22 protein-coding genes are annotated in these 22,326 nt (G+C 74.9%); 7 read left to right on the top strand and 15 right to left on the bottom strand.

Annotation, left to right across the window (positions count from 1 at the left end; genetic code table 11):
* Window positions 1-44 precede the first annotated feature (44 nt).
* Together ACFT5B_RS12235 and ACFT5B_RS12230 are read left to right on the top strand one after the other, a co-directional pair.
* A complete protein-coding gene (locus tag ACFT5B_RS12235; protein WP_386798565.1) occupies window positions 45-1,115 on the top strand; it encodes a LacI family DNA-binding transcriptional regulator in 1,071 nt (356 codons plus the stop codon).
* A gap of 146 nt (window positions 1,116-1,261) precedes the next feature.
* On the top strand, window positions 1,262-1,795 hold the full coding sequence (locus ACFT5B_RS12230; RefSeq protein WP_386798563.1) for a hypothetical protein: 534 nt from the start codon (window positions 1,262-1,264) through the stop codon (window positions 1,793-1,795).
* 9 nt (window positions 1,796-1,804) lie between these two features.
* Here ACFT5B_RS12230 and ACFT5B_RS12225 read toward each other — a convergent pair whose 3' ends face one another.
* Window positions 1,805-2,362, bottom strand: a complete 558-nt coding sequence (locus ACFT5B_RS12225; protein ID WP_386798561.1) for an NADPH-dependent FMN reductase — start codon at window positions 2,360-2,362, stop codon at window positions 1,805-1,807.
* Window positions 2,363-2,476: 114 nt separating this feature from the next.
* Between ACFT5B_RS12225 and ACFT5B_RS12220 the strand changes: the two genes are divergently transcribed.
* Window positions 2,477-3,448: a LysR family transcriptional regulator gene (locus ACFT5B_RS12220; protein ID WP_386798559.1), complete on the top strand. Its 972-nt coding sequence runs from the start codon at window positions 2,477-2,479 to the stop codon at window positions 3,446-3,448.
* On the opposite strand, the gene ACFT5B_RS12215 is transcribed toward ACFT5B_RS12220, so the two are convergent.
* From ACFT5B_RS12215 to ACFT5B_RS12160, 12 genes are read right to left on the bottom strand one after another with little or no spacing between them, the layout of a single operon-like run.
* Window positions 3,441-4,268: an SDR family NAD(P)-dependent oxidoreductase gene (locus ACFT5B_RS12215; protein ID WP_386798557.1), complete on the bottom strand. Its 828-nt coding sequence runs from the start codon at window positions 4,266-4,268 to the stop codon at window positions 3,441-3,443. The genes ACFT5B_RS12220 and ACFT5B_RS12215 overlap by 8 nt on opposite strands.
* Window positions 4,268-5,446, bottom strand: coding sequence for an acetyl-CoA C-acyltransferase (locus ACFT5B_RS12210; RefSeq protein ID WP_386798555.1), 1,179 nt, complete (start codon window positions 5,444-5,446; stop codon window positions 4,268-4,270). The genes ACFT5B_RS12215 and ACFT5B_RS12210 overlap by 1 nt, the downstream gene beginning before the upstream one ends.
* The gene (locus tag ACFT5B_RS12205; RefSeq protein WP_386798553.1) at window positions 5,443-6,102 is read right to left on the bottom strand and encodes a CoA transferase subunit B; all 660 of its coding nucleotides are present in this window, start codon (window positions 6,100-6,102) and stop codon (window positions 5,443-5,445) included. Before ACFT5B_RS12205 ends, ACFT5B_RS12210 begins: the two co-directional genes overlap by 4 nt.
* Window positions 6,099-6,881 (bottom strand): CoA transferase subunit A, encoded by a 783-nt coding sequence (locus ACFT5B_RS12200; protein ID WP_386798551.1) that lies wholly within the window; start codon window positions 6,879-6,881, stop codon window positions 6,099-6,101. Before ACFT5B_RS12200 ends, ACFT5B_RS12205 begins: the two co-directional genes overlap by 4 nt.
* On the bottom strand, window positions 6,878-7,735 hold the full coding sequence (locus ACFT5B_RS12195) for an HpcH/HpaI aldolase/citrate lyase family protein (protein WP_386798549.1): 858 nt from the start codon (window positions 7,733-7,735) through the stop codon (window positions 6,878-6,880). The genes ACFT5B_RS12200 and ACFT5B_RS12195 overlap by 4 nt, the downstream gene beginning before the upstream one ends.
* Window positions 7,732-8,220: a MaoC family dehydratase gene (locus ACFT5B_RS12190; RefSeq protein ID WP_386798547.1), complete on the bottom strand. Its 489-nt coding sequence runs from the start codon at window positions 8,218-8,220 to the stop codon at window positions 7,732-7,734. The genes ACFT5B_RS12195 and ACFT5B_RS12190 overlap by 4 nt, the downstream gene beginning before the upstream one ends.
* On the bottom strand, window positions 8,217-9,380 hold the full coding sequence (locus tag ACFT5B_RS12185; RefSeq protein ID WP_386798545.1) for an acyl-CoA dehydrogenase family protein: 1,164 nt from the start codon (window positions 9,378-9,380) through the stop codon (window positions 8,217-8,219). The genes ACFT5B_RS12190 and ACFT5B_RS12185 overlap by 4 nt, the downstream gene beginning before the upstream one ends.
* Window positions 9,377-11,512, bottom strand: coding sequence for a biotin carboxylase N-terminal domain-containing protein (locus ACFT5B_RS12180; RefSeq protein ID WP_386798543.1), 2,136 nt, complete (start codon window positions 11,510-11,512; stop codon window positions 9,377-9,379). The genes ACFT5B_RS12185 and ACFT5B_RS12180 overlap by 4 nt, the downstream gene beginning before the upstream one ends.
* A gap of 5 nt (window positions 11,513-11,517) precedes the next feature.
* Entirely contained in the window at window positions 11,518-13,143 is a 1,626-nt protein-coding gene (locus tag ACFT5B_RS12175; protein ID WP_386798541.1) for a carboxyl transferase domain-containing protein, read from the bottom strand.
* Complete coding sequence (locus ACFT5B_RS12170) at window positions 13,140-14,609, bottom strand: dihydrolipoamide acetyltransferase family protein (RefSeq protein ID WP_386798540.1); 1,470 nt, start codon at window positions 14,607-14,609, stop codon at window positions 13,140-13,142. Before ACFT5B_RS12170 ends, ACFT5B_RS12175 begins: the two co-directional genes overlap by 4 nt.
* Window positions 14,606-15,616, bottom strand: a complete 1,011-nt coding sequence (locus tag ACFT5B_RS12165; RefSeq protein ID WP_386798538.1) for an alpha-ketoacid dehydrogenase subunit beta — start codon at window positions 15,614-15,616, stop codon at window positions 14,606-14,608. The genes ACFT5B_RS12170 and ACFT5B_RS12165 overlap by 4 nt, the downstream gene beginning before the upstream one ends.
* Window positions 15,613-16,863, bottom strand: a complete 1,251-nt coding sequence (locus ACFT5B_RS12160) for a thiamine pyrophosphate-dependent dehydrogenase E1 component subunit alpha (protein WP_386798536.1) — start codon at window positions 16,861-16,863, stop codon at window positions 15,613-15,615. Before ACFT5B_RS12160 ends, ACFT5B_RS12165 begins: the two co-directional genes overlap by 4 nt.
* A 141-nt stretch (window positions 16,864-17,004) precedes the next feature.
* Here ACFT5B_RS12160 and ACFT5B_RS12155 point away from each other — a divergent pair, with 141 nt between their 5' ends.
* Entirely contained in the window at window positions 17,005-17,478 is a 474-nt protein-coding gene (locus ACFT5B_RS12155) for an Lrp/AsnC family transcriptional regulator (RefSeq protein ID WP_386798534.1), read from the top strand.
* Window positions 17,479-17,496: 18 nt separating this feature from the next.
* Here the strand turns inward: ACFT5B_RS12155 and ACFT5B_RS12150 are convergent, their stop codons facing one another.
* A complete protein-coding gene (locus tag ACFT5B_RS12150; RefSeq protein ID WP_386798532.1) occupies window positions 17,497-17,964 on the bottom strand; it encodes a MarR family winged helix-turn-helix transcriptional regulator in 468 nt (155 codons plus the stop codon).
* Between the two features lie 168 nt (window positions 17,965-18,132).
* On the opposite strand from ACFT5B_RS12150, the gene ACFT5B_RS12145 reads away from it, so the two are divergent.
* Window positions 18,133-19,569: an MFS transporter gene (locus ACFT5B_RS12145; protein WP_386798530.1), complete on the top strand. Its 1,437-nt coding sequence runs from the start codon at window positions 18,133-18,135 to the stop codon at window positions 19,567-19,569.
* A 38-nt stretch (window positions 19,570-19,607) separates the two neighbouring features.
* On the opposite strand, the gene ACFT5B_RS12140 is transcribed toward ACFT5B_RS12145, so the two are convergent.
* A complete protein-coding gene (locus ACFT5B_RS12140; protein WP_386798528.1) occupies window positions 19,608-20,195 on the bottom strand; it encodes a TetR/AcrR family transcriptional regulator in 588 nt (195 codons plus the stop codon).
* A 124-nt stretch (window positions 20,196-20,319) separates the two neighbouring features.
* Between ACFT5B_RS12140 and ACFT5B_RS12135 the strand changes: the two genes are divergently transcribed.
* Window positions 20,320-21,864 (top strand): MFS transporter, encoded by a 1,545-nt coding sequence (locus tag ACFT5B_RS12135; RefSeq protein ID WP_386798526.1) that lies wholly within the window; start codon window positions 20,320-20,322, stop codon window positions 21,862-21,864.
* 76 nt (window positions 21,865-21,940) lie between these two features.
* Entirely contained in the window at window positions 21,941-22,264 is a 324-nt protein-coding gene (locus ACFT5B_RS12130) for a GNAT family N-acetyltransferase (RefSeq protein WP_386798524.1), read from the top strand.
* The last annotated feature ends 62 nt before the right edge of the window (window positions 22,265-22,326 follow it).

The following is a 22,326-nucleotide window of genomic DNA, read 5'->3' as shown; positions in this document are numbered from 1 at the left end:
CCCATCGATGCACGCGGATTCTCGCGCTGTCAACGTGGACCGTTATGATCCAGCCGTGGAACGCATCGAGGCGTGGGTCCGTGGGTAGGCGGCCGAGCGGCCGGGTCACCGTCCGGCAGGTCGCCGCTGCTTCGGGGTACTCCGTCGGCACCGTCTCGCGCGCGATGAGCGGCCACCCCGCCGTCGCGCCCGCCACCCGCGACGAGATCCTGGCCGTCGCCGCCCGGCTGGGTGCTCCCGTGGGAAACGGGGCCGCGGCCGTGCGCGGGCCCGCACCCGACGCACCCGTCCTCGTCCGGTGCCCCTACGTCCTCGACGACTACTTCGGGCGGGTCGTCACCGCCGCCGTCGAGACGCTCGCCGTCCACGGACGCCGCGCCGTCCTCGACACCGGGGAAACCGCGCGCGAACGCCCCGTCCTCGCCGGGCTCGCCCGCGACCGGGAGCTCGCCGGCGCCGTCCTCGTCCTCCCGCCCGAGCCTGTCCGTGAGCTCGAGGCCCTGCGGACCTCGCGGTTCCCGTTCGTCGTCGTCGACCCCATGACGACGCTGCCCGCCGACGTGCCGTCCGTGTCCGCCGCGCACCTCACCAGCGCGCGGGCGCTCACCGCGCACCTCCTCGAGCTCGGGCACCGGCGGATCGGCGTCGTCGGCGGCCCCACCGAGTGGCTCGCCAGCCGGTCGCGGCTCGCCGGGCACGCGTCGGCGCTCGCGGACGCCGGCCTGCTGCCCGACCCATCCCTGCGGCGCAGCGTCCGTCCGACGGCGGACGACGGGTACCGTGCGGCCTGCGAGCTCCTCGACGAGCCAGGGCCCGGGGGCGCGCCGACCGCGCTCGTGGCGTTCAACGACAAGGTGGCGTCCGGGGTGCTGCGCGCGGCCGCGGAGCGCGGGCTCGCGGTGCCCGGAGACCTGTCCGTGACCGGCTTCGACGACCTCGACCTCGCGCGCTCCACCGTCCCCGCGCTCACCACCGCGCACCAGCCGCTCGAGGAGATGGGGCGGATGGCCGTGTCGCTGCTGCTGCGGCTCATCGCGCGGCAGGCGGTCGACGCGCTGCACGTGTCGCTCGCGACCGAGCTCGTCGTCCGCGGCTCGACCGCCTCGCCGAAGTAGACCGCCGGCCGTGTACCTCGCCGAAGTAGTACGGCTGCCGTACTACTTCGGCGAGATAGACCGGCGGCCGTACTACTTCGGCAAAAGTTGGTATCCGGCAAGCGTCAGGTCTGTTGCCCGAGCGGCCGGTCTGGTAGACACGCCGCATGAGTCGTGCGCTGGCGCTCGGGGGAGCGTGTGTCGTGGTGGGTGTGCTGGCGGTCTCCGGCTGCGCCATCAAGTCCGACGCGGCGGTTGCCGCACCGCCGGCGGCGTCCGACGCTGCCACGCAGCGCGCGACGGAGCCCGCGGTCGACCCGACCTTTGCCGGGCTGACCGGACCGGCGCCGACGTCGTCGTCGGGGGTGTCGGCGGACGCGCGGTGCACGGACGGTACCCCCGTGACCATCGACGGCGACGAGGTCGGCGGGTTCGAGGGCTGGTGGAACAGCACGCCCGCCGACGCCGACGGCAACTACGCGGACCCGTCCACGTGGGAGCCGTGGATCGCCGAGCACCCGGCGACGGCCGAGGTCGCCACGGACACCGGCCTCGCCCTCGAGGTCTGCGACCGCGGCACCGGCTTCGACACCGCGGGCTACCGGGCTCCCCAGGACCACCACGGCTGGCCCCCGCACAGCGTCGTCCTGCTCGACGCGCGGACGGGCAAGCTGCTCAAGACCCTCCACGCCGCCGGCTGAGCGCTGCCGTCAGGGGCGGAGCCCCTGCAGGACGGGTTCGCCGAGCGCCCCGGCGCGAGCGTGCTCGTCCAGCTCGGCGAGGAACGACCGGAGCCGCTCGGTGACGGCCGGGTCGTCGAGCAGGTCGTCCCGCCACGGCAGGCAGACCTCGGTCGCCCCGACGACCGTCACCCCGAGGTACCCGAGGATCCCCCGCAGCTGTGACTGCGCGACGGCGGTCCCGGCGCCGTTCAGCCCCGTCCCGATCACCGCGGCGCGCCGGCCTGCCCAGGAGTTCGACCCCCACGGCCGCGATCCCCAGTCGAGGACGTTCTTCAGGGCCGCGGGGATCGACCGGTTGTACTCGGGCGTCACGAAGACGAGCAGCTCGCTGGCCTCGACCCGCGCCTTGACCTCCCGCGCGGCGAGCGGGAAGTCGTCCTCGAGCTCGTAGTCGAACAGCGGGAGGCCGGCGATCTCGATCTCCTCGATGGCCACCTCGGCCGGTGCCAGCTCGGCGAGCCGCCCGGCGAGCTGCCGGTTGACGGATCCCCTCGACAGGCTCCCGACGATCATGTCCCAGCGCATGCGGTTCCCCTCGGCTCGTCCTGCCGCGGTCCGTGCGGCCGCGTCACCGCCAGGCTGACAGGCGCGCGGTTGGCCCGGAAATGCGCCTCGTGCCTGCGGTCATACGCTTGACGCATGACTGACGTCGACCTGCGGCAGCTGCGAACCTTCGTCGCGGTCGCGGAGTGCGGCTCGTTCACGGACGCCGCCGCGCTGCTCGAGGTCTCGCAGCCGTCCGTGTCCCGTGGCATCGCGGCGCTGGAGCGCGCTCTCGACGTCCGGCTGCTCGACCGGAACACACGCGAGTGCGTGCCGACCGTCGAGGGTGCGCGCTTCCTCGCGGAGGTGCGCGTCGCGCTCGACGCCGTCGACAGGGCGGTCGCGTCGGTGGCGCCCTCGCGCGTACGACGTCGTGCACTGCGGTTCGCGCTCAAGGCCGACAGCGACGCCGGCCTGCTGCCCGAGGTGCTCGCCCGGTTCGCCGCTGACGGCGCCGACCGCCCGGCCGTCGAGCTCGTGTTCGCCGAGACGAGCGAGCTGGCGGACCTCGTGCGGCGCGGGGCCGCGGACGTCGCGCTCGTCGTCGGCCCGGACCACGGGGACACGCGACTGTTCCACGGGGTCGAGGTCGAGCCCGTCTGGCGGGAGAGTCGGGTCGCGGTGCTGCCCGCGGGCCACGAGCTGGCCGCGCGGGGCGTGCTGGCACGGGCCGATCTCGACGACGAACCCGTGCTCGCCTGGCCCGACCTGCCGCCGTCGTACGACCGGTACTACCGCGGCGCGGACCGCCTCCCGCCGGAGCGGGCGCCCCGCCCCGGGCCGGCGGCCCGCAACCTCGCCGAGGCGCTGCGCCTCGTCGAGCTGGGTCGCGGCGTGACCTTCCTCCCGCTCTCGGTGGCCGAGCGGTCCCGCCGGCCCACGGTCGCCGTCGTCCCCGTGGACGACCTCAGTGCGAGCGTCGCGTACGTCGCATGGCGGGAGGGCTCGCGCGACCGCGCGATCGCCGCTCTGCTCGAGGCCACGCTGGCCGCGGCGAGCGCGCGCCGGGCGGAGGCCCCGGCGGCGGTCGTCCGTTCGGTGTACCGGCCTGGCAGCACGTCTAGATGATGTACCCGCCCCCGCACACCAGCGTCTGCCCCGAGATGTAGTCGGACTCGGGCAGGCACAGCAGGTACACCGCGCCGGCGGCCTCCGCGGGGGTGCCGGGCCGGCCGAGGGGGACCTGGGCGGTCATCGCGTCCATGAGCTGGGGGCTGACGCCCACGGCGATGTCGTGGCCTTGCACGGTGATGGTGCCGGCGCCGGCGGGGGCGTTGGTCAGGCGGGTCGTGATGAGGCCGAACGCGACCGTGTTCGCGGTGACGTTGTAGCGGCCCCACTCCTTGGCGATGGTCTTGGTCAGCCCGGTCACGCCCGCCTTCGCGGCCGCGTAGTTCACCTGGCCCGGGTTCCCGCCCAGACCGGAGATCGAGGAGATGTTGACCACCTTGCGGCACGGCACCGGCTCGCCCGCCGCACGGGCCGCCTTGACCGCGGCGGAGATGACGGGCTGCGCGGCGCGGAGGATGCGGAACGGCGCCTTGAGGTGGACGTCGATCATGGCGTCCCACTGGTCGTCGGTCATCTTCTGGATGACGGTGTCCCAGGTGTAGCCCGCGTTGTTGACGACGATGTCGAGGCCGCCGAACGTGTCGACCGCCGTCTGCACGAAGCGCTCCGCGAAGCCCTCGTCCGTGACGCTGCCCGCGCACGGCACGGCGCGCCCGCCGGCGGCGGCGGCGTCCGCGACGGTGGCCGCTGCGGGCTCGTCGTCGAGGTCGTTGACGACGACCGCCGCGCCCTCGGAAGCGAGCTTGAGCACGATCTCGCGGCCGATGCCGCGACCCGCGCCGGAGACCAGGGCGACCTTGCCGTCGAGCGTGCCCATCAGAGCACCCCCAGCACGACCGCGGAGCCCTGCCCGCCGCCACCACAGGCCGACGCGACTCCCACCGCGCCCGGCCCGAGCGCCTCGAGCCGCCGCGCCAGGTGGCCCACGATCCTCGCCCCGGACGCCCCGATGGGGTGCCCGAGCGCGATCGCGCCCCCGTTCGCGTTGACGATCTCCGGGTCGAGGCCGAGGTGGTCCGCGGACGCCAGCACCACCGCGGCGAACGCCTCGTTGATCTCGACGGCCCCGAACCCGTGGCCGTCCAGGCCCGCCCGGGCGCACGCGGTCGAGATGGCGTGCGCCGGCTGGAGGTGCAGCCCCACGTCGGGCCCCGCGACGAGCCCGTGCCCGAGGATCCGGACGCCCGTGAGGCCGTGCGCCTCCGCGACGTCGTCGGCGACGAGGACCAGCGCCGCGGCGCCGTCGGAGATCTGCGACGCGTTGCCGGCCGTGATGGTGCCGTCGGGCCGGAACGCGGGCCGCAGGCGGGAGAGCACGTCGAGCGAGGCGTCGGCGCGGACGCCGTCGTCGGCGTCGACCGTGACGCTGCCGCGACGTCCGGGCACGTCGACGGGCGCGATCTCGCCCTTGAGGAACGCCTCCGCAGCGGCGGCGCGCGTGTGCGACGCGACGGCGAACGCGTCCTGAGCGGCGCGCGTCTGCCAGGCCGCGCCCTCGAACGCGTCCCCGTAGCGTTCCGTGCTCAGGCCCATGGAGTCGTGCTCGAACGCGTCGGTGAGGCCGTCGTGCTGCATGGTGTCGAGCAGCTCGACCGGCCCGAACCGCTGCCCGGCGCGCGACCCGACCCACGCGTGCGGTGCGAGCGTCATCGACTCCATGCCGACCGCCGCCACGACGCGTGCCTCGCCCGACGAGACGAGCCGGTGCGCCTGCACGACGGCCTCCGCGCCCGAGAGGCACACGACGTTGAGCGTGAGCGCCGGCGTCGTCATCGGGATGCCCGCCCCGACGGCGGCCTGCCGGGCCGGGTTCTGGCCCGCGCCGCCCTGCAGCACCTGCCCGCCGAGGACGACGTCGACGTCGTCGGGCGCGATGCCGGACGCCTCGAGCGCCGCAGCCAGGGCGTGGGCGCCGAGCGTGGTCGCGGGCACGGACGCGAAGGCGCCGTTCGCCTTCACGAACGGGGTACGCCGGTAGCCGACGATGACGGTCATGGCTCCTCCTGGGTCGGGGGTTCGAGGTCGACGGTGAGGTCCGGCTCGGTGGCCGCGCGCACGTCGTCGACGGTGACGCCGGGGGCCACACGCCGCAGCACCAGGCCGGTGGGTGCGACGTCGAGCACCGCCCGGTCGGTCACGATGCGGTTCACGACGCCCTCGCCCGTGAGGGGGAGCGTGCACCGGCGGCGGACCTTCGGGGAGCCGTCGCGGGCCACGTGGTCCATGAGGACGACGATGCGCGGCGAGCCCGCGACCAGGTCCATCGCGCCGCCCGGACCCTTGACGAGCTTGCCGGGCACGGTCCAGTTGGCCAGGTCGCCCGTCTCGGAGACCTCGAGCGCGCCGAGGATCGCGATGCTCACGTGGCCGCCGCGGATCATGGCGAACGACTCGGCGGAGTCGAAGTAGCTCGCGCCGGGCAGCGCGGTGACCGTCTGCTTGCCGGCGTTGATGAGGTCCGCGTCCTCCTCGCCCTCGTACGGGAAGGGGCCGATGCCCAGCATCCCGTTCTCGGACTGGAGCGTGATGCGGACGCCCGGCGGCTGGTGGTTGGCCACCAGGGTGGGGATGCCGATCCCCAGGTTGACGTAGTCGCCGTCGCGCAGCTTGGCGGCGGCGACGGCGGCCATCTCGTCGCGGGTCCAGGTCATCGGGCACCTCCGGTGCGGCCGGGGTTCGACGACGCCGGCACCGACGTGCTGAGCTCGGCCGGCTCGCTCGCGGGCGCCGGTTCCGGTCGTGGTCGGACCGTGCGCTGCTCGATGTCCTTGACCCGGTCGCGCGCAGGGACGAGGCGGTCCACGTAGATGCCGGGCGTCACGACGACGTCCGGGTCGAGGGGCTCGTCGCCGATCTGCTCCGCCTCGACGACGGTCACCCGCCCCGCCGCGGCGACCAGCGGGTTGAAGTTTCGCGCCGTGTACCGGTAGACGAGGTTGCCGTACCGGTCGGCGCGGTACGCGTGCACGAGCGCCAGGTCGGCGACGATGGCCCGCTCGAGGACGTAGCGCCGGCCGTCGAACTCCTGGACGGGCTTGCCCTCGGCGAGCGGCGTGCCCACGCCCGTGGCCGTGAAGAACGCGGGGATGCCCGCCCCGCCCGCGCGCAACCGCTCGGCCAGCGTGCCCTGCGGCACGAACTCGACGTCCAGGTCGCCGTCGAGGAACCGCTGCGCGAACAGCTTGTTCTCGCCGACGTACGACGAGAGCACGTGCCGCACCTGGTCGTTCTCGAGCAGGATCCCGAGGCCCTTCCCGTCGACGCCCATGTTGTTGGACACGACCGTCAGGTCACGGACGCCCGACTCGCGCACCGCCTCGATGAGATCGTTCGGGTTGCCGCTCAGCCCGAACCCGCCCACCGCGATCGTCATGCCGTCGCGCAGCAGGCCGTCGAGCGCGTGGCCGGCCGTGGGATGCAGCACCGTCATCGTCGAACCTCCTCGTCCTCGTGCCGGGTGTCGAGACCTGCGCGCCGCAGCACGGCCTGCGCCTGCTCGAGCACCGGCCCGTCCACCATCCGGCCGTCCAGCGCGAACGCCCCCGGCGCGCCCGCCGCCGCGGCGAGCACCGTGCGGGCCGCGGCCACGTCGTCGGGCGTCGGCGCGTACGCCGCGCGGATCACCGGCACCTGCGACGGGTGCAGGCACATGCTCGCGGCGAACCCGACCGCGGCCGCGTCCAGCGCCTCCGCGCGCAGCCCGTCGAGGTCGTCGAGGTCGAGGTGCACGGCGTCGACCGCCGCCTTGCCGCCAGCGCCGGCCGCGAGCAGCACCGCCGAGCGGGCGTGGCGCGCGACGTCCCGGTACCGGCCGTCGGCACGGCTCGACGTCCCGCCGAGAGACGCGACCAGGTCCTCCGCTCCCCAGGCGAGCGCGACGACGTCGGGCCGCGCGGCCAGCGCCGCGGCCGCCACCACGCCGGACGCCGTCTCGCACAGCGCGACGACGGCATAGGGCGTGCCGTCCGGCCGCACGAGCGGGCCGACGAACCGGCCGTCCGCCTTCGGCAGCATCAGCGTGCGGTAGCCGGTGCCGGCGAGAGCGGCGAGGTCGGCGTCGTGCTCCGGCGTCCCCTCGGGGTTCACGCGCACGATCGTGCGCGCGGGGTCCAGGGGCGTGTCCACGACGGCCTGCCGCGCAGCCTCCTTCGCGTCCGGCGCGACGCCGTCCTCCAGATCGAGCACGACGGCGTCGGCACGGTCGAGCGCCTTGGAGAACCGGTCGGGGCGGTCGGCGGGGCAGAACAGCAGCGCAGGGCCCAGGGAGAACGGCTCGGGGTTCACGGCCCCTCCCGGGTGCTGACAGGACGGGTGCGCACGAGCGAGGTGCGCACCGCCCGCGCGACGACGTCGTCGGTCTGGTTGCGGCCCACGTGCTCGAAGGTGACGACGCCGTCGCCCGGGCGGGACCGGGACAGGCGCTTGGCCCGCACCGTCGTCTCGCCGTAGAGGGTGTCGCCGTGGAAGAGCGGGTGGGGGAACGCGACCTCCTCGAAGCCGAGGTTCGCCACCGTGGTGTCCCGCGTCAGGTGCGCCACCGCGAGCCCCACCAGCGTGGCGAGCGTGAGCATCGAGTTCATGAGCGGCCTGCCGAAGGGCTGCGTCGCGGCCCACGCGGCGTCGAGGTGCAGCCCCTGCGGGTTCATCGTCATGGTCGAGAACAGGACGTCGTCGGCCTCGGTGAGCGTGCGCCCCGGGCGGTGGACGTAGCGCACCCCCTCCTCGAGCTCCTCGTAGAAGAGCCCGCGCTGGACGACGTCGGCACTCATGCCGTCAGCCCCAGGTCCCGGGCGAGGATCATGAGCTGCACCTCGGTGGTGCCCTCGCCGACCTCGAGCACCTTGGCGTCGCGGTAGTGCCGGGCCACCGGGTTCTCGTTGAGGAACCCGTACCCGCCGAAGATCTGGGCGGCGTCGCGCGCGTTCGCCATCGCGGCCTCGGACGCGACGAGCTTGGCCACCGACGCCTCCGCCTTGAACGGCTGCCCGTGCACGAGCTTCTGCGCGGCGTCGAACCAGCACAGCCGGGCCGAGTGCGCCCGCGCCTCCATGCGCGCGAGCATGAACGCGACGTGCTGGTGGGAGCCGATGCTGCTGCCGAACACGGTGCGCGTGCCCGCATACCGCAGCGCCTCCTCGAGGCAGCCCTGCGCGGCGCCCGTCGCGAGCGCCGCGAACGCGACCCGGCCCTCGTCGAGCACGCGCAGGAAGTTCGCGTAGCCGCGCCCGCGCTCGCCCAGCAGGTTCTCCTCCGGGACGCGGACCCCCGTCAGGGTCAGCGGGTGCGTGTCCGAGGTGTGCCACCCGACCTTGTCGTAGTCGGGCCCGACGACGAGGCCCGGCGTGCCCGCGGGCACGAGGAACGAGGACAGCTCCTTGCGCCCGGAGTCGGGCTCGCCCGTCACGGCGGTGATCGTGACGACGCTCGTGATCGGGGTGCCCGAGTTGGTGATGAACTGCTTGCTGCCGTCGATGACCCACTCGCCGCCCTCGAGGCGGGCCGTGGTGCGCGTCGCCCCGGCGTCGGAGCCGGCCTTCGCCTCGGTGAGGCCGAACGCGCCGAGCGCCCGGCCGCTGACCAGGTCCGGGAGCCAGCGCTCGCGCTGCGCGTCGGTGCCGTGGCGGTAGATCGGCATGATGCCGAGCCCGACGCCGGCCTCGAGCGTCACGGCGATCGACTGGTCGGCGCGCGCGAGGGCCTCGACGGCGAGGCACAGGGACACGTAGTCCTTGCCCTGGCCGCCGATCTCGACGGGGAACGGCAGGCCGAACAGGCCGAGGTCGCCCATCTGCCGGATGATCTCGAGCGGCAGCCGCCGCTCGGTGTCGTACTTGTAGGCCGCGGGCGCGACGACGTCGTCGGCGAAGTCGCGGACCGTGGCGGCGAGCTTGCGCTGCTCGTCGGTGAGGCCGTGGGTCTCGGTGATCATGACGCTCCTCGGGTGGCGGAGTGCGTGACCGGGACGGCGGGGTCTGCCGCACCGGTTTCGGGGGTCGAGTTCGTGCCGGCGTCGCCGGTCGGTTCGGTCGAGGGCTCGACGACGGCGACCACCTGGTCGAGCCGGACCTGGTCGCCGTGCCGGACGCGCAGGCGCAGGGTGCCGCCGCGCGGCGCGACCAGGGGGTGCTCCATCTTCATGGCCTCGACGACGACGACCGTCGTGCCGGGCTCGACGGCGTCCCCGTCCTCGGCGAGCACGGCGACGACGGCGCCCGGGATCGCCGCGCGGACCTCGCCGGACGCCTCGCCGTCCGGCGGGAGCGGCGCGCGCAGGGCACGTCGGCGGGCGGACTGCTCGGCGCGGGTGAGCACGGTGAAGGCTGCGGACCGGCCGTCGGCCCCCACCCAGGTCGTTCCATCGGTGGAGGCGGCCCAGACCTTCTGCGTGGTGCCGTCCAGGGTCACGAGCCAGGCGTCGGGCGGGCCCGCGGGGCGGAGCGAGACCGGGACCGGGGGCCGGCCGTCGAGGGAGAAGGCCGTGCCCGTGCCTGCGACGTCGACGGTGTGCTCCTCCCCGGCGTCGTCGACGAGCACCACGCGCCGCGGGACGGGCGGGGCGTTGAGCCGCCAGCCGTCACGGGCGGCCCACGGGCCGGCGGCGGCCGGCGGGAGCGTCAGCAGCGCGGCCGCGGCCACCAGCAACGGGTCCGGCTCCGTCGCGGGGCGCGCGGTCACCAGGCGGTCGATCAGGCCCGTGTCGAGCCGGCCCGCGCGCACGTCGTCGTCCGCCAGCAGGTCGCGCAGGAAGGCCTGGTTGGTCTCCACGCCCAGGACGACGACGGAGCCCAGCAGGGAGTCGAGGCGGCCGAGCGCCCGGCCCCGGTCGGCGCCGTGGGCCACCGCCTTCGCGAGCAGCGGGTCGAAGTCCCCGGTGACGGCCGTGCCCGCCTCGATGCCGCTGTCGAGGCGGAGCGGCGCGGCGCCGGGCCCGGCCGCCGCCCCCGCGTCGTCGTACACGAGCACGTGCCCCGTCGCGGGCAGGAAGCCCCGGGACGGCGACTCGGCGTAGAGGCGGGCCTCGACGGCGTGCCCGGTGACCCGCACGTCGGGCTGGGCGAACGGCAGCGGCTCGCCCGCCGCGACGCGCAGCTGGAGCTCGACGAGGTCGAGCCCCGTGACGAGCTCGGTGACGGGGTGCTCGACCTGGAGGCGCGTGTTCATCTCGATGAACCAGAACGACGCCGGGTCGTCGGCGGGCACGAGGAACTCGACCGTGCCGACGCCCACGTACCCGACCGACCGGGCGACCTCGCACGCCGCCTCGCCCAGCCGGGCGCGCGCGGCGTCGTCGAGCGCGGGCGAGGGGGCCTCCTCGACCACCTTCTGGTAGCGGCGCTGGAGCGTGCACTCGCGCTCGCCGAGGTAGACCACGGCGCCGTGGGTGTCGGCGAGCACCTGGACCTCGATGTGGCGGGGGCGCTCGACGAGGTGCTCGAGCAGCAGGGTGTCGTCGCCGAACGACGCCCCGGCGACGCGCCGTGCCGAGTCGAGCGCGGCGGCCAGGTCGTCCGGCGTGCGGACGACGACCATGCCCTTGCCGCCGCCGCCCGCCGACGGCTTGACCAGCAGCGGGTAGCCGACGTCGCGGGCCGTCGCGGCGATCGCCGCGGCCGGCGTGCCGGCGGCGAGGGCGGCCCCGTCGAGCGTGCCCGGAAGGACGGGCACCCCGCGGCCGCCGACGAGCCGCTTCGCGGCGAGCTTGTCGGCCATGAGCTCGAGCGCCGCCACCGGCGGCCCGACGAACGTCAGCCCGGCGGCGGCGCACGCCCGGGCGAGCGCCGGGCTCTCGGACAGGAACCCGTAGCCGGGGTGGATCGCCTCGGCGCCCGCGGCGACGGCCGCGCCGACGACCGCGTCGACGTCGAGGTACGCGGCCCGCGCCCCCTGGTGGTCGCGCCCGTCGACGTCCAGCCGGACCGCGACGTCGGCCTCGCGCACGTGCCGGGCGTCCGCGTCGGACGCCGTGTGCACCGCCACGGACCGCGCGCCCAGGCGGCGGAGCGTTCCGAGCACCCGGCAGGCGATCTCGCCCCGGTTGGCCACGAGCACGCTGGTGAACACGGCGATCACATCCGGAAGAGCCCGAACGCGGGCTCGCCGAGAGGTGTGCGGGCACAGACGGAGAGCGCGAGTCCCAGCACCCGGCGCGTGTCGGGGGGGTCGACGATGCCGTCGTCCCACAGGCGGGCAGTCGCGTGGTACGGGTCGCCCTGCTGCTCGTACCGGTCGCGGACGGACGCGCGGAACGCGGCCTCCTCCTCGGGGTCCCAGGCCTCGTCGGACCGCGCGAGCTGGTCCTTCTTGACCGTCGCGAGCACCGACGACGCTTGCTCGCCGCCCATGACGGAGATCCGGCTGCCGGGCCACGACCACAGGAAGCGCGGTGAGTACGCGCGCCCGCACATGGCGTAGTTGCCCGCCCCGAACGACCCGCCGACGATGACGGAGAGCTTCGGCACGCGCGTCGTCGCCACGGCGGTGACCATCTTGGCGCCGTCCTTCGCGATGCCGCCCGCCTCGGCGTCGGTGCCCACCATGAACCCCGAGATGTTCTGGAGGAACACGAGCGGGATGCCGCGCTGGTCGCACAGCTCGACGAAGTGCGCGCCCTTGAGCGCCGACGCGCCGAACAGCACGCCCTGGTTCGCCAGCACGCCCACGGGGTGCCCGCAGATCCGCGCGAACCCCGTGACGAGCGTGGTGCCGTACTCGGGCTTGAACTCGTGGAGCGCGCTGCCGTCGACGATCCGGGCGATCACCTCGCGCGGGTCGTAGGGCTGCTGCACGTCCGTCGGCACGGCCGCGTACAGGCCCGCGGGGTCCACGGCCGGCTCGACGGCGTCGATGACGTCCCACGCCGGCGCCGGGTCGGGCGGCAGCGTGGCGACGATGCCGCGCACCAGGTCGAGCGCGTGCTCGTCGTCGTCGGCGAGGTGGTCGACGACGCCGGAGCGGCGCGCGTGCAGCTCGCCGCCGCCCAGCTCCTCCGCGCTGACGACCTCGCCGATGGCGGCCTGCACCAGCGGCGGCCCGCCCAGGAAGATCGTGCCCTGGCCGCGCACGATGACCGTCTCGTCGCTCATCGCGGGCACGTACGCCCCGCCCGCCGTGCACGAGCCCAGGACGGCCGCGATCTGCGGGATGCGTGCCGCCGAGAGGCGCGCCTGGTGGTAGAAGATCCGGCCGAAGTGGTCGCGGTCGGGGAACACCTCGTCCTGCAGGGGTAGGAACGCGCCCCCGGAGTCGACCAGGTACACGCAGGGCAGGCGGTTCTCGAGCGCGATCTCCTGGGCGCGCAGGTGCTTCTTGACGGTCAGCGGGTGGTACGTGCCGCCCTTCACGGTCGCGTCGTTGCACACGACCATCACCTGCCGGCCCTCGACCAGCCCGACACCCGCGATCACCCCGGCACCGGGCCAGGTGCCGCTCCCGCCGTCGGGCGGTGAGTCGATGCCGTAGCCGGCCAGCGGCGCGATCTCCAGGAACGGGCTGCCCTCGTCGAGCAGCCGCTCCACGCGCTCGCGGGGGAGGAGCTTGCCGCGGGCCACGTGGGTGGCGCGAGCGCGCTCCGGTCCGCCGACGGCGACGGCCGCGGTGCGCTCGCGCAGCTGGTCGGCGAGGGCCCGCTGCGCCGCGTCGGCGCGGCGGGCGGCGTCGGAACGCGGGTCGACGGCGGTGGCCAGGACGGTCACGCGGCACCTCCTGAGGTCAGGGCCGAGCCGCCTGCGGTGGTCGAGGCCGCCGAGTCCGCACGCTCGGCCACCGGCGGGCCCACCACCACGGCCAGTGCGGGGTCGCCCAGGACGGCGCCGAGGTCGGCGAGGAACCGGGCCGCCTGCTCGCCGTCGACCACGCGGTGGTCGAACGTGAGGCTCAGCGTCACGACGTCGCGCAGCGCGACCTGGCCGTCGTGCTCCCACGGGAGGCGGCGCACCGCGCCGATCCCGAGGATCGCGGCCTCGCCCGGGTTGAGGATCGGGGTGCCGGCGTCGATGCCGAACACGCCGACGTTGGTGATCGTGAACGTCCCGCCCGTGAGGCGCTCGGGCGCGGTCCGCCCGTCGCGGGCGGTGCGCGTCAGCCGCGTGAGCGCGGCCGCGAGCTCGGGCAGTCCCATGGTGTCGGCCGCGGGGATGTTCGGCACGACGAGGCCGCGGTCCGTCGCGACGGCGATCCCGAGGTTCACGTGCGCCGGGTGCACGATCTCCGCGGACCCGTCGGGGAGGTCGGACCAGCGGCTCGCGAGCGCCGGGTGCGAGCGCAGCAGGGCGCACACCGCCCGCGCGACCAGGGCGAGCACGGTGACCCGCTCGCCGCGCGCGAGCGGGTGGCTGCGCAGCCGCTCGAGCAGCTCCATGCTCGCGGTGGCGTCCACGGTGAGCAGCACCGACGCCTGCGGGGCCGTGAAGGCGCTCGCGACCATCGCCGCGGCGGTGTGCTTGCGCACGCCGCGCACCGGCGTGCGGGTCTCGGCGGCGTCCGGCGCGGGCTCGCGTCCGGCGGGCGCGGCGGCCAGCGCCTCGACGTCGCGGCGGGTCACCTGTCCCTGGGGTCCGGACCCGGGCACGCTCGACAGGTCGACGCCGAGCCGGCGCGCGAGCGCCCGGACGACCGGTGTCGAGCGGGCCCGGTCGGCCGGCGCGACGGCGGCGAGGGGCGTGACCTCGGCCGGGAGCGACGACGCGGCCGGAGGGGTGGCGTAGCGCCGCGGTCGTCGCGTCGGGCGTCCGCCCCGCTCGGGCGCTGCGCCGTACCCCACGAGGGTCGGCGCCGGGGACTCCGGTTCCGCGCTCGCCGGTACTGCGGCCGACTCCGAGGGCGACTCCGCGGCCGCAGCCGGCGCCGCGGCCGCAGCCGGCTCCGCGGCCGCAGCCGGGGCGGCGTCCACGGGCTCCGGTGCCTCACCGCCGGCGTCGTCCGCCACGTCGAACGTGACCAGCGGCTCGCCCACGCGCACCGTCTGCCCCTCCTCGGCGTGCAGGCCGGTGACGACGCCCGCGAAGGGCGAGGGGATGTCGACCAGCGCCTTCGCCGTCTCGACCTCCGCGATCACCTGGTTGAGCGCGACGGTGTCGCCGACGGCGACGTGCCACGCGATGACGTCGGACTCGGTGAGGCCCTCGCCGAGGTCGGGAAGGCGGAACGCGCGCTCGCTCACGCGACCACCGCCCCGGTCGAGGGCACGCGGCCCAGCACCCGGTCGACGCCGTCGAGGATGCGGTCGAGGTCGGGGACGTGGTGCATCTCGAGCTTGGCCGGCGGATAGGGGATGTCGTGGCCGGTGACGCGGACGGGCGCCGCCTCGAGGTACTCGAAGCACCGCTCGGTGGCGGTCGCGGCGATCTCGGCGCCGACGCCGGCCTCGTGCGGCCCCTCGTGCGCGACGACGAGCCGGCCCGTGCGCCGCACCGACGCGGCGACGGTGTCGTTGTCGGCGGGGGACAGGGACCGCAGGTCGATCACCTCGACGGAGACGCCGTCGTCGGCGGCCGCGGTGGCGGCGTCGACGGCGGTGGCGACGAGCCCGCCGTACGTCACGAGCGTGACGTCGCTGCCGGGCACGACGACGCGCGCCGCCCCCATGGGTGGCGCGTCGGCGAGCGCGGCCTCGGTGTCCACCTCGCCCTTGGTGTAGTAGCGCCGCTTCGGCTCGAAGAAGACCACGGGGTCGTCGCACGCGATCGCCTGCTGGATCACCGTGTACGCGTCCTGCGGGCTGGCCACCTCGACCACGCGCAGGCCCGCCGTGTGCACGAAGTACGCCTCCGGCGACTCGGAGTGGTGCTCGGCGGCGCCGGTGCCGCCGCCGACGGGGATCCGGATCGTGATCGGCAGCCGGACCGCCCCCGCGGTGCGCGCCAGCATGCGCGCGACCTGGCTGACGATCTGGTCGAAGGCGACGTAGACGAACCCGTCGAACTGGATCTCCACCACCGGCCGGTACCCGCGGTAGGCCAGGCCCACCGCCGCGCCGAGGATGCCGGCCTCCGCGAGGGGGGTGTCCATGACGCGGCGCGGGCCGAACTCTTCCTGGAGCCCGTCGGTGACGCGGAAGACGCCGCCGAGCCGACCGATGTCCTCACCGAGCAGCACCACCGACGGGTCGTCGGCCAGGGAACGGCGGAGGCCCAGGTTGAGCGCCTTCGCGAGCGTGAGCGCCGTCATCGGGCACCGTCCGCGCCGTCGTCGGCGAACCCGGCGAGGTACTGCGCGTACGCGTCGCGCTCGGCCTCCAGCGCCGGGTTCGGCTGCGCGTACACGTGCTCGAAGATCGACAGCGGCGGCGGGGTCGGGCTCGCCGCGAGGTCCGTCCGCAGCGCCGCGGCCACCCGGTCGGCGACGTCACGGACGTGGGCGTCCGCGGCGTCCGTCAGCACCCCGCGGTCACGCAGGTAGGCGGTGAACCGGTCGATCGGGTCACGTCGTACCCACGCCTCGACCTCGGCGGCCTCGCGGTACCGGGTGGGGTCGTCGGCTGTCGTGTGCGGTCCGCGGCGGTACGTCACCGCCTCGACGAGCGTGGGACCCCCGCCCGTCCGCGCCCGGTGCAGCGCGGCGCCCGTCACGGCCAGCACGCCCAGGACGTCGTTGCCGTCCACCTGGACGCCCGTCAGCCCGAAGCCGGCGGCACGGGCCACGAGCGGCACGTGGGACTGCAGCGCCACGGGCTCGGAGATCGCCCACTGGTTGTTCTGGCAGAAGAAGACGACGGGCGCCGACCACGTGCCCGCGAAGACGAAGGCCTCGTTGACCGCGCCCTGGCTCATCGCGCCGTCGCCGAAGTAGCTGACGACGGCGGCGGTGCCGTCGTCGCTCCCGGCGGCGCCGTCACGCTCGGCGTCGGCGAGGATGCCCATCGCGTACCCGACGCCGTGCAGCGCGTGCCCGCCCACGATGACCTGCGGGGTGGCCACCCTGACCGCGTACGGGTCCCAGCCCGCGGTGACGATGCCGCGCCACTCGCGCAGCAGGTCCACGGGGGCGACCCCGCGCACGTACGCGACGCCGTGCTCGCGGTAGCTGCCGAACACGAAGTCGTCGCGCCGCAGCGCGTGCGCCGAGCCGACCTGGGCGGCCTCCTGACCGAGCACGGGCGGCCACAGCGCGAGCTCGCCCTGCCGCTGGAGGGCGGTGGCCTCGGTGTCGATGCGCCGCACCACCACCATGTCCTCCAGGAGCTGGAGGAGCGCCCGGTCGTCGCCGTCGACGTCGGACAGCCACCGGTCGTGCTCGGGCGACGGGTGCCGGACGCCGTCCGGGTCCAGGAGCCGGACCGTGCCGGCGCCGCCGTCCGCGCCGCCGTCTGCGGGGCGCCCGTCCGGTGCGCCCGCCTCGTGTGCCGTCAGGTTCTCGCGCGCGGTGCCTGCGGGTGACAGGTCGTCGCGCGTCGTCGAATCCGTGATGCCTGGCATGGTTGCCTCGCCTCGCGTCTCCGCCGGTCCTCCTCGTCGAGGACCGGTGTTCTCGGAAGGTAACGCCGGTCACAGTCTGCGAAAAGCGCACCGCGACACGTTGAGCGCAGTGCGCAGCCGCCAGCGGCTACGCTGATCGATATGCGCAGCTACGACGCTGTCGACCTCGCCATCCTGGCGGCGCTCGCGGACCACCCGCGGGCGACCATCGCGGCCCTGGCGGCGGAGCTGCGCATGTCGCGCAACACGATCTACGCGCGGCTCGCGCAGCTCGAGGAGGCGGGTGCGTTCCTCGACTTCGACCGGAGCCTGAACCCGCACTACCTGGGGTACTCGCTCGCGGCGTTCCTCGAGGTCGAGGTGCGGCAGAAGGAGCTCGCCCGCATCGTCACGGAGCTGCGGAACATCCCCGAGGTTGTGCAGGCCTACGGCCGCAGCGGCACCGCCGACCTCCAGGTGCAGCTGCTGTGCCGGGACACCGACCACCTGTTCCGCATCGACGCGGCGATCCTGGCGATCGACGGTGTGGAGCGCACGGAGACGTCGCTCTCGATGGGGGAGCTGATCCCGTACCGGCTGCGGCCGCTCATCGAGAAGGCGCGCCGGGAGCTGTGACCGAGGGGCCCCAGCGGCTCATCCGTCCTCGTGCCCCACGTGCTCCTCGGGCACCACGGCCCACGCGTCCAGCAGCGCGCGGGCGTTGCCGGTCACGCGGGCCATCAGCTCGAGCAGCGTCGCGCGCTCGGCGGCGCTGAGACCCGTGACGAGCTCCGCCTCGAGCTCGTCGAGGTCGGCGCGCAGCGGGCCGACGAGGGCACGACCTTCGGGTGTGAGGTAGAGCCGCACCAGCCGGTTGTCGGTGGTGTCGCGCCGTCGGACCAGGAGCCCGGCCGACGCCATCCGGGTGGCCATCTTGACGATGGTCGGCGTGGTGACGTGGATCGCGGTGGCGAGCTCGCCGGGCGTCTGGCCGTCCGTGTCGGCCAGCCGCTCGAGGACGAGGTTCTGGCCGAGGTGGAGCCCGTGGCGCCGGAGGACCGTGGTCAGGGCCGCGCGGAAGGTCTTCGACGCGAGGGTGTACGCGTCGCTGACGTCGGCCATGGGTCCTCCTGGGCTCGGGGTGGGGCGCGCCTGCTGCCCCGCTCCGATGGTATCGATCGTCGGCTATCGATCAGGCACCGGAACCTGGGCTGATCGATTGACGGCTAATGACTAGCCGTCTAGCGTGTCGATAGCCGGCAAACAATCGACGCTGCACCGGAGGCTCTCATGACCACGACCGACTCGTCCCCGACCACGACCGCCGTCCCGGTCGACCCGCGCCGCTGGTGGGCGCTGGCGGCCGTCGCGACGGCACAGCTGATGGTCGGTCTCGACCTCACGATCATGAACATCGCCCTGCCGTCGGCCCAGCGGGACCTCGGCTTCGCCGACGCCGACCGGCAATGGGTGATCACGGCGTTCGCCCTGGGCTACGGCGGCCTGCTCCTCGTGGGCGGCCGCCTGTCGGAGGCGATGGGCCGCCGGCGTGCCCTGCTGGTCGGGGCCGCGGGCTTCGCGGTCGCGTCGGTCGCCGGCGGCCTCGCCACCGACACGTGGATGCTGCTCGCGGCCCGAGCGGCGCAAGGCGCGTTCGGTGCCCTCATGACGCCCTCCGTGCTGGCGACCCTCTCGACCTCCTTCCCGGTCGCTCCCGAACGCGGCAAGGCGTTCGGCGTCTACGGGACGGTCATGGGCAGCTCGTCCGGCATCGGTCTGGTGCTCGGCGGGCTTCTCACGCAGTACCTCGACTGGCGCTGGTGCATGTTCGTCAACGTCGTCGTGGCCGCGATCGCGATCGGCCTCGCCGCCTACGCGGTGCGTCCCGTGCCGCCCGCTCGTCGTCCGCTCGACGTGCCCGGGGCGGTGCTGGCATCGCTCGGTCTGCTCGCTCTCGTCTACGGGTTCGCCCGGGCCGAGACCGACGGGTGGCGCGCGGGCGTCACGGTCGGGTCGCTGGCTCTGGGCGCGGTCGTGCTCGTCGCGTTCGTCGTCGTCGAAGCGCGCGTCCCGAGCCCCCTGCTCCCGCTGCGCGTCGTGCGCGACCGGCGCCGCGGCGGGTCCTACCTCGCGGTGCTGAGCCTCGCCGTCGGCATCTTCGCCGCGCTCTTCTTCCTGACCTTCTTCCTCCAGGACGTGCGCGGGTGGTCGCCGGTCCGCACCGGCCTCGGCTTCCTGCCCTTCACGGTCGGACTCATGGCCGGCGTCCGGTTCGTCAGCCCGCGCATCGGCCGGTCGACGGCCGTGCTCCTCCTCCCGTCGGGGCTGCTGGTGATCGCCGCAGGGCTGGGGCTGCTCGGCGCGCTCCACCCCGACAGCGGCTACTGGACGCACGTCATGCCGGTGTTCCTGCTCGTCGGCGCCGGCGCGGGCTGGGTGCTCGTCACCGCCAACAGCACGGCGACGTTGGGCGCAGGGCCTGACACGGCCGTCGCCGGCGCGATGGTCATGACGTCGCAGCAGGTCGGCGCGTCGCTCGGCACGGCGCTGCTCAGCACGGTCGCCGCCGACGCGGCCTCCTCCTACCTCGCGCGCCACCCGGCGTCGGGCCTCGCGGGCGTGGTGCACGGCTTCGGCGTGGCGAGCTGGTCGGCGGCCGGGATGCTCGTCGCCATGGCGGCCGTCGTCTTCCTCGTGCTGCCACGGCGCGCCGTGCGAGCGGCGTGACGGCGCGCTGACGGCCCCCCGAGGAGCGGGGTGCCCCGCTACCTCGGCGGGGAGGGGGTGCTGCGGACGCCGGCGAGCAGCTCCAGCGCGATGGTGCGGCCTGCGCCGGCCCGGTCCTCGACCGAGCCCATCGGGAAGGGGACGTCCTGGTCGCCGATCGTGCCGAGCACGAGCGCGCCGAAGGCCAGGGTGGCGCGCAGGGCCGCGTCCGCGGCGGCGTCGGGCCCGGCGAGGATCTGGACGAGCCGCCGCAGCTCCCGGCCGGACGCACCGTGGAACTCCTCGCGGTTCATCACGGTGGGGTTGGCCTGGCTGAAGCGCATGGCGAGCCCGAGGGGGCCGTCGAAGAGGGCGCGGAGCCGGTCGACGAGCTCGACGTCGCGCGCCTCGCCGGGCGGGACGGTCTCCAGCCAGTCGACGACGTCGCCGACGGTCCCGTAGTAGTCCTGGAGCGCCGCCCGGACGATGTCGTCCTTGGTGCGGAAGTGGTAGTAGAGCGCGGCCTTCGTGACGCCGACCGACTCGGCGATCTCGCGCAGGGACGTCTTGTCGTAGCCCTGGTCCACGAAGAGGCGCATGGCGGTGTCGAGGATCTCGCGGCGTGTGCCGGACCCGTCCCGTGGCATCGAACCTCCTGGCTGTGGGGCTGCCCTTCACCCTACCGGCCGACCTACTTGACGACCGGCTAGGAACGTGCTTACCTGTCGTCCGACAAGGAAACTAGCCGGTCGACAGGTAAGCGAGGATCACATGACCACCACGACCCGCACCGACGCGCCGCCCGAGGCGACCGCGGGAGCGCCGCGCATCGGGCTCATCCTCACGAGCCTCGTCCTCGCGATCGTCCCCATCCAGCTCGACGGCCTGGTCGCCGCGACAGCAGCCCCGACCATCGCGGGCGAGCTCGGCGGCTTCGCCTCGATCGCGTGGATCGTCACGACCTACCTGCTGACCATGGCCGTCGGGACGGTGCTCGCGGGCCGGCTGGGCGACATGTTCGGCCGCAAGCGCCTCCTCCTCCTCGCGCTCGTCGTCTTCTTCGCCGGGTCCGCTTGGGCCGGCCTCAGCCAGGCGATGGGGGAGCTCATCGTCGCGCGCGGCGTCCAGGGGCTCGGCGCGGGCATGGCGCTCACCACCCTCCTCGCCGTCGTCGCCGACGTCGCCCCGCCCGACAAGCGCGCCCGCTACAGCGCGGCGCTCGGGGCGGTCGCGCCGTTCTCGATGATCATCGGGCCGTGGGTCGGCGGCATCGTCACCGACCACCTCGGCTGGCGCTGGATCTTCCTCCTCAACCTCCCGATCGTCGCGATCGCGATCGCCGGCGCCGCCCTCCTCCTCCGGCTCCCGGCGGTCGGCCGCTCCGGCCGGATCGACGTCGGCGGGCTGGCCGCCGTCTCGGTCGCCAGCACCGGCATCGTCCTCGCCGTCACGTGGGGCGGGCACGAGTACGCGTGGGTGTCGTGGCCCGTCGTCGGCGCCGCGCTCGTCGCCGCGGCGGCGATCGCCGCCCTCGTCCCGATCGAGCGGCGCGCGAGCCACCCCGTCCTGCCGCCCGACCTCTTCCGCAACCGTGCCGTCGTCGCGAGCATCGTCGTGATGTTCTTCGGGACCGGCGCCGTCCTCATGGGCGCCATGAACTACCTCCCGCTCTACCTGCAGCTCGTGCAGGGGCGCTCCGCGAGCAGCAGCGGCCTGCTCCTCCTGCCGCTCCTGCTCCCCGCGATCGCCGTCGCGATGGTCACCGGCTCCTGGACGACGACGCCGCGCCGGTTCCGGCCCGCGATCCTCGCCGGGACCGTGGTGCTGGTCGTGGCGTGCGGGCTGCTCGCCACGATGGACGCCGGGACGTCCACCTGGGTCGCCGCCGCGTACATGGTGCTGGCCGGCGCGGGCGTCGGGTTCCTGTTCCAGACGCCGCTCGTGCTCGTCCAGAATTCCTCGCCCGCGCGCGAGGTCGGGGCCGCGACCGGCGCCGCACAGTTCCTGCGGACGCTCGGCGGAGCGATCGGCGTCGGCGCCCTCGGGACCGTCTTCACCGGCACCGTGACCCGCCACGTCGACGCGGCGCTCGCGGGCGGCCCGTCGGGCGCCGGGTCGTCCGGGCCCGACGTCGCGAGCCTCACGCCCGAGCAGCTCGGCACCCTCCCGGCGGCGGCACGCGAGGCCGTGACCTCGGCCGTCGTCGCGGGGAGCTCGGCCATGTTCTGGGTCGCAGCCGCCGGTGCGTCGGCCGCCGTCGTCGCGGCCCTCCTGCTCCCGCGCGTCGCCCGGACGGCCGCGACGCCCGCGAAGTAGGCGTCCGCGCCGCCTCCTTCGCGAGGGAGGCGGTTCGGGCGGCGGCGAGGACGCGCGGAAGGGGGATGATCGGTGCATGGCCCCCTCCGCGCGCACCCCAGACATCGAGTTCGAGGTCGTCGACAACCCCGACGAGTCCCGCTACGAGGCGCGCACCCCCGACGGGGACGTCGTCGGGGTCGCGGACTACCGGCGCAGCTCGACCCCGCGCGGCCCCCGCATCGTCTTCCCGCACACGTTCGTGCCCCCCGAGCTCGAGGGCCACGGCATCGCGGCGACGCTCGCGCGTCGCGCGCTCGACGACGCCAAGGCCGCGGGGGCCCGCGTCGTCCCGGTGTGCTGGTTCATCGAGGGCTACATCGAGCGCCACCCCGAGTACGACGCCCTCGTCGAGCGCTGACCCGCCCCTGCCGCAGGGTCACCCGCTCCGGTGCCGAACACGGGGTCTGCGCCCGTCCGCGC

The sequence above is a fragment of the Luteimicrobium sp. NPDC057192 genome, from assembly GCF_042670205.1.
Lineage (GTDB): Bacteria > Actinomycetota > Actinomycetes > Actinomycetales > Cellulomonadaceae > Luteimicrobium.
Note: the sequence above shows the minus strand (reverse complement) of the source record. Positions and strands in the feature narration are given on the sequence as shown.

Coding starts and splice junctions, on each gene's coding strand:
- ACFT5B_RS12155 (WP_386798534.1), top strand. CDS start 17,005: ATGCGCAGCTACGACGCTGTCGACCTCGCCATCCTGGCGGCGCTCGCG.
- ACFT5B_RS12215 (WP_386798557.1), bottom strand. CDS start 4,268: ATGGGCACGCTCGACGGCAAGGTCGCCCTGGTCTCCGGCGCGGGTCGC.
- ACFT5B_RS12205 (WP_386798553.1), bottom strand. CDS start 6,102: ATGACCTGGACCCGCGACGAGATGGCCGCCGTCGCCGCCGCCAAGCTG.
- ACFT5B_RS12150 (WP_386798532.1), bottom strand. CDS start 17,964: ATGGCCGACGTCAGCGACGCGTACACCCTCGCGTCGAAGACCTTCCGC.
- ACFT5B_RS12200 (WP_386798551.1), bottom strand. CDS start 6,881: ATGACGGTGCTGCATCCCACGGCCGGCCACGCGCTCGACGGCCTGCTG.
- ACFT5B_RS12225 (WP_386798561.1), bottom strand. CDS start 2,362: ATGCGCTGGGACATGATCGTCGGGAGCCTGTCGAGGGGATCCGTCAAC.
- ACFT5B_RS12190 (WP_386798547.1), bottom strand. CDS start 8,220: ATGAGTGCCGACGTCGTCCAGCGCGGGCTCTTCTACGAGGAGCTCGAG.
- ACFT5B_RS12210 (WP_386798555.1), bottom strand. CDS start 5,446: ATGACCGTCATCGTCGGCTACCGGCGTACCCCGTTCGTGAAGGCGAAC.
- ACFT5B_RS12130 (WP_386798524.1), top strand. CDS start 21,941: ATGGCCCCCTCCGCGCGCACCCCAGACATCGAGTTCGAGGTCGTCGAC.
- ACFT5B_RS12235 (WP_386798565.1), top strand. CDS start 45: ATGATCCAGCCGTGGAACGCATCGAGGCGTGGGTCCGTGGGTAGGCGG.
- ACFT5B_RS12160 (WP_386798536.1), bottom strand. CDS start 16,863: ATGCCAGGCATCACGGATTCGACGACGCGCGACGACCTGTCACCCGCA.
- ACFT5B_RS12185 (WP_386798545.1), bottom strand. CDS start 9,380: ATGATCACCGAGACCCACGGCCTCACCGACGAGCAGCGCAAGCTCGCC.
- ACFT5B_RS12230 (WP_386798563.1), top strand. CDS start 1,262: ATGAGTCGTGCGCTGGCGCTCGGGGGAGCGTGTGTCGTGGTGGGTGTG.
- ACFT5B_RS12145 (WP_386798530.1), top strand. CDS start 18,133: ATGACCACGACCGACTCGTCCCCGACCACGACCGCCGTCCCGGTCGAC.
- ACFT5B_RS12140 (WP_386798528.1), bottom strand. CDS start 20,195: ATGCCACGGGACGGGTCCGGCACACGCCGCGAGATCCTCGACACCGCC.
- ACFT5B_RS12165 (WP_386798538.1), bottom strand. CDS start 15,616: ATGACGGCGCTCACGCTCGCGAAGGCGCTCAACCTGGGCCTCCGCCGT.
- ACFT5B_RS12135 (WP_386798526.1), top strand. CDS start 20,320: ATGACCACCACGACCCGCACCGACGCGCCGCCCGAGGCGACCGCGGGA.
- ACFT5B_RS12220 (WP_386798559.1), top strand. CDS start 2,477: ATGACTGACGTCGACCTGCGGCAGCTGCGAACCTTCGTCGCGGTCGCG.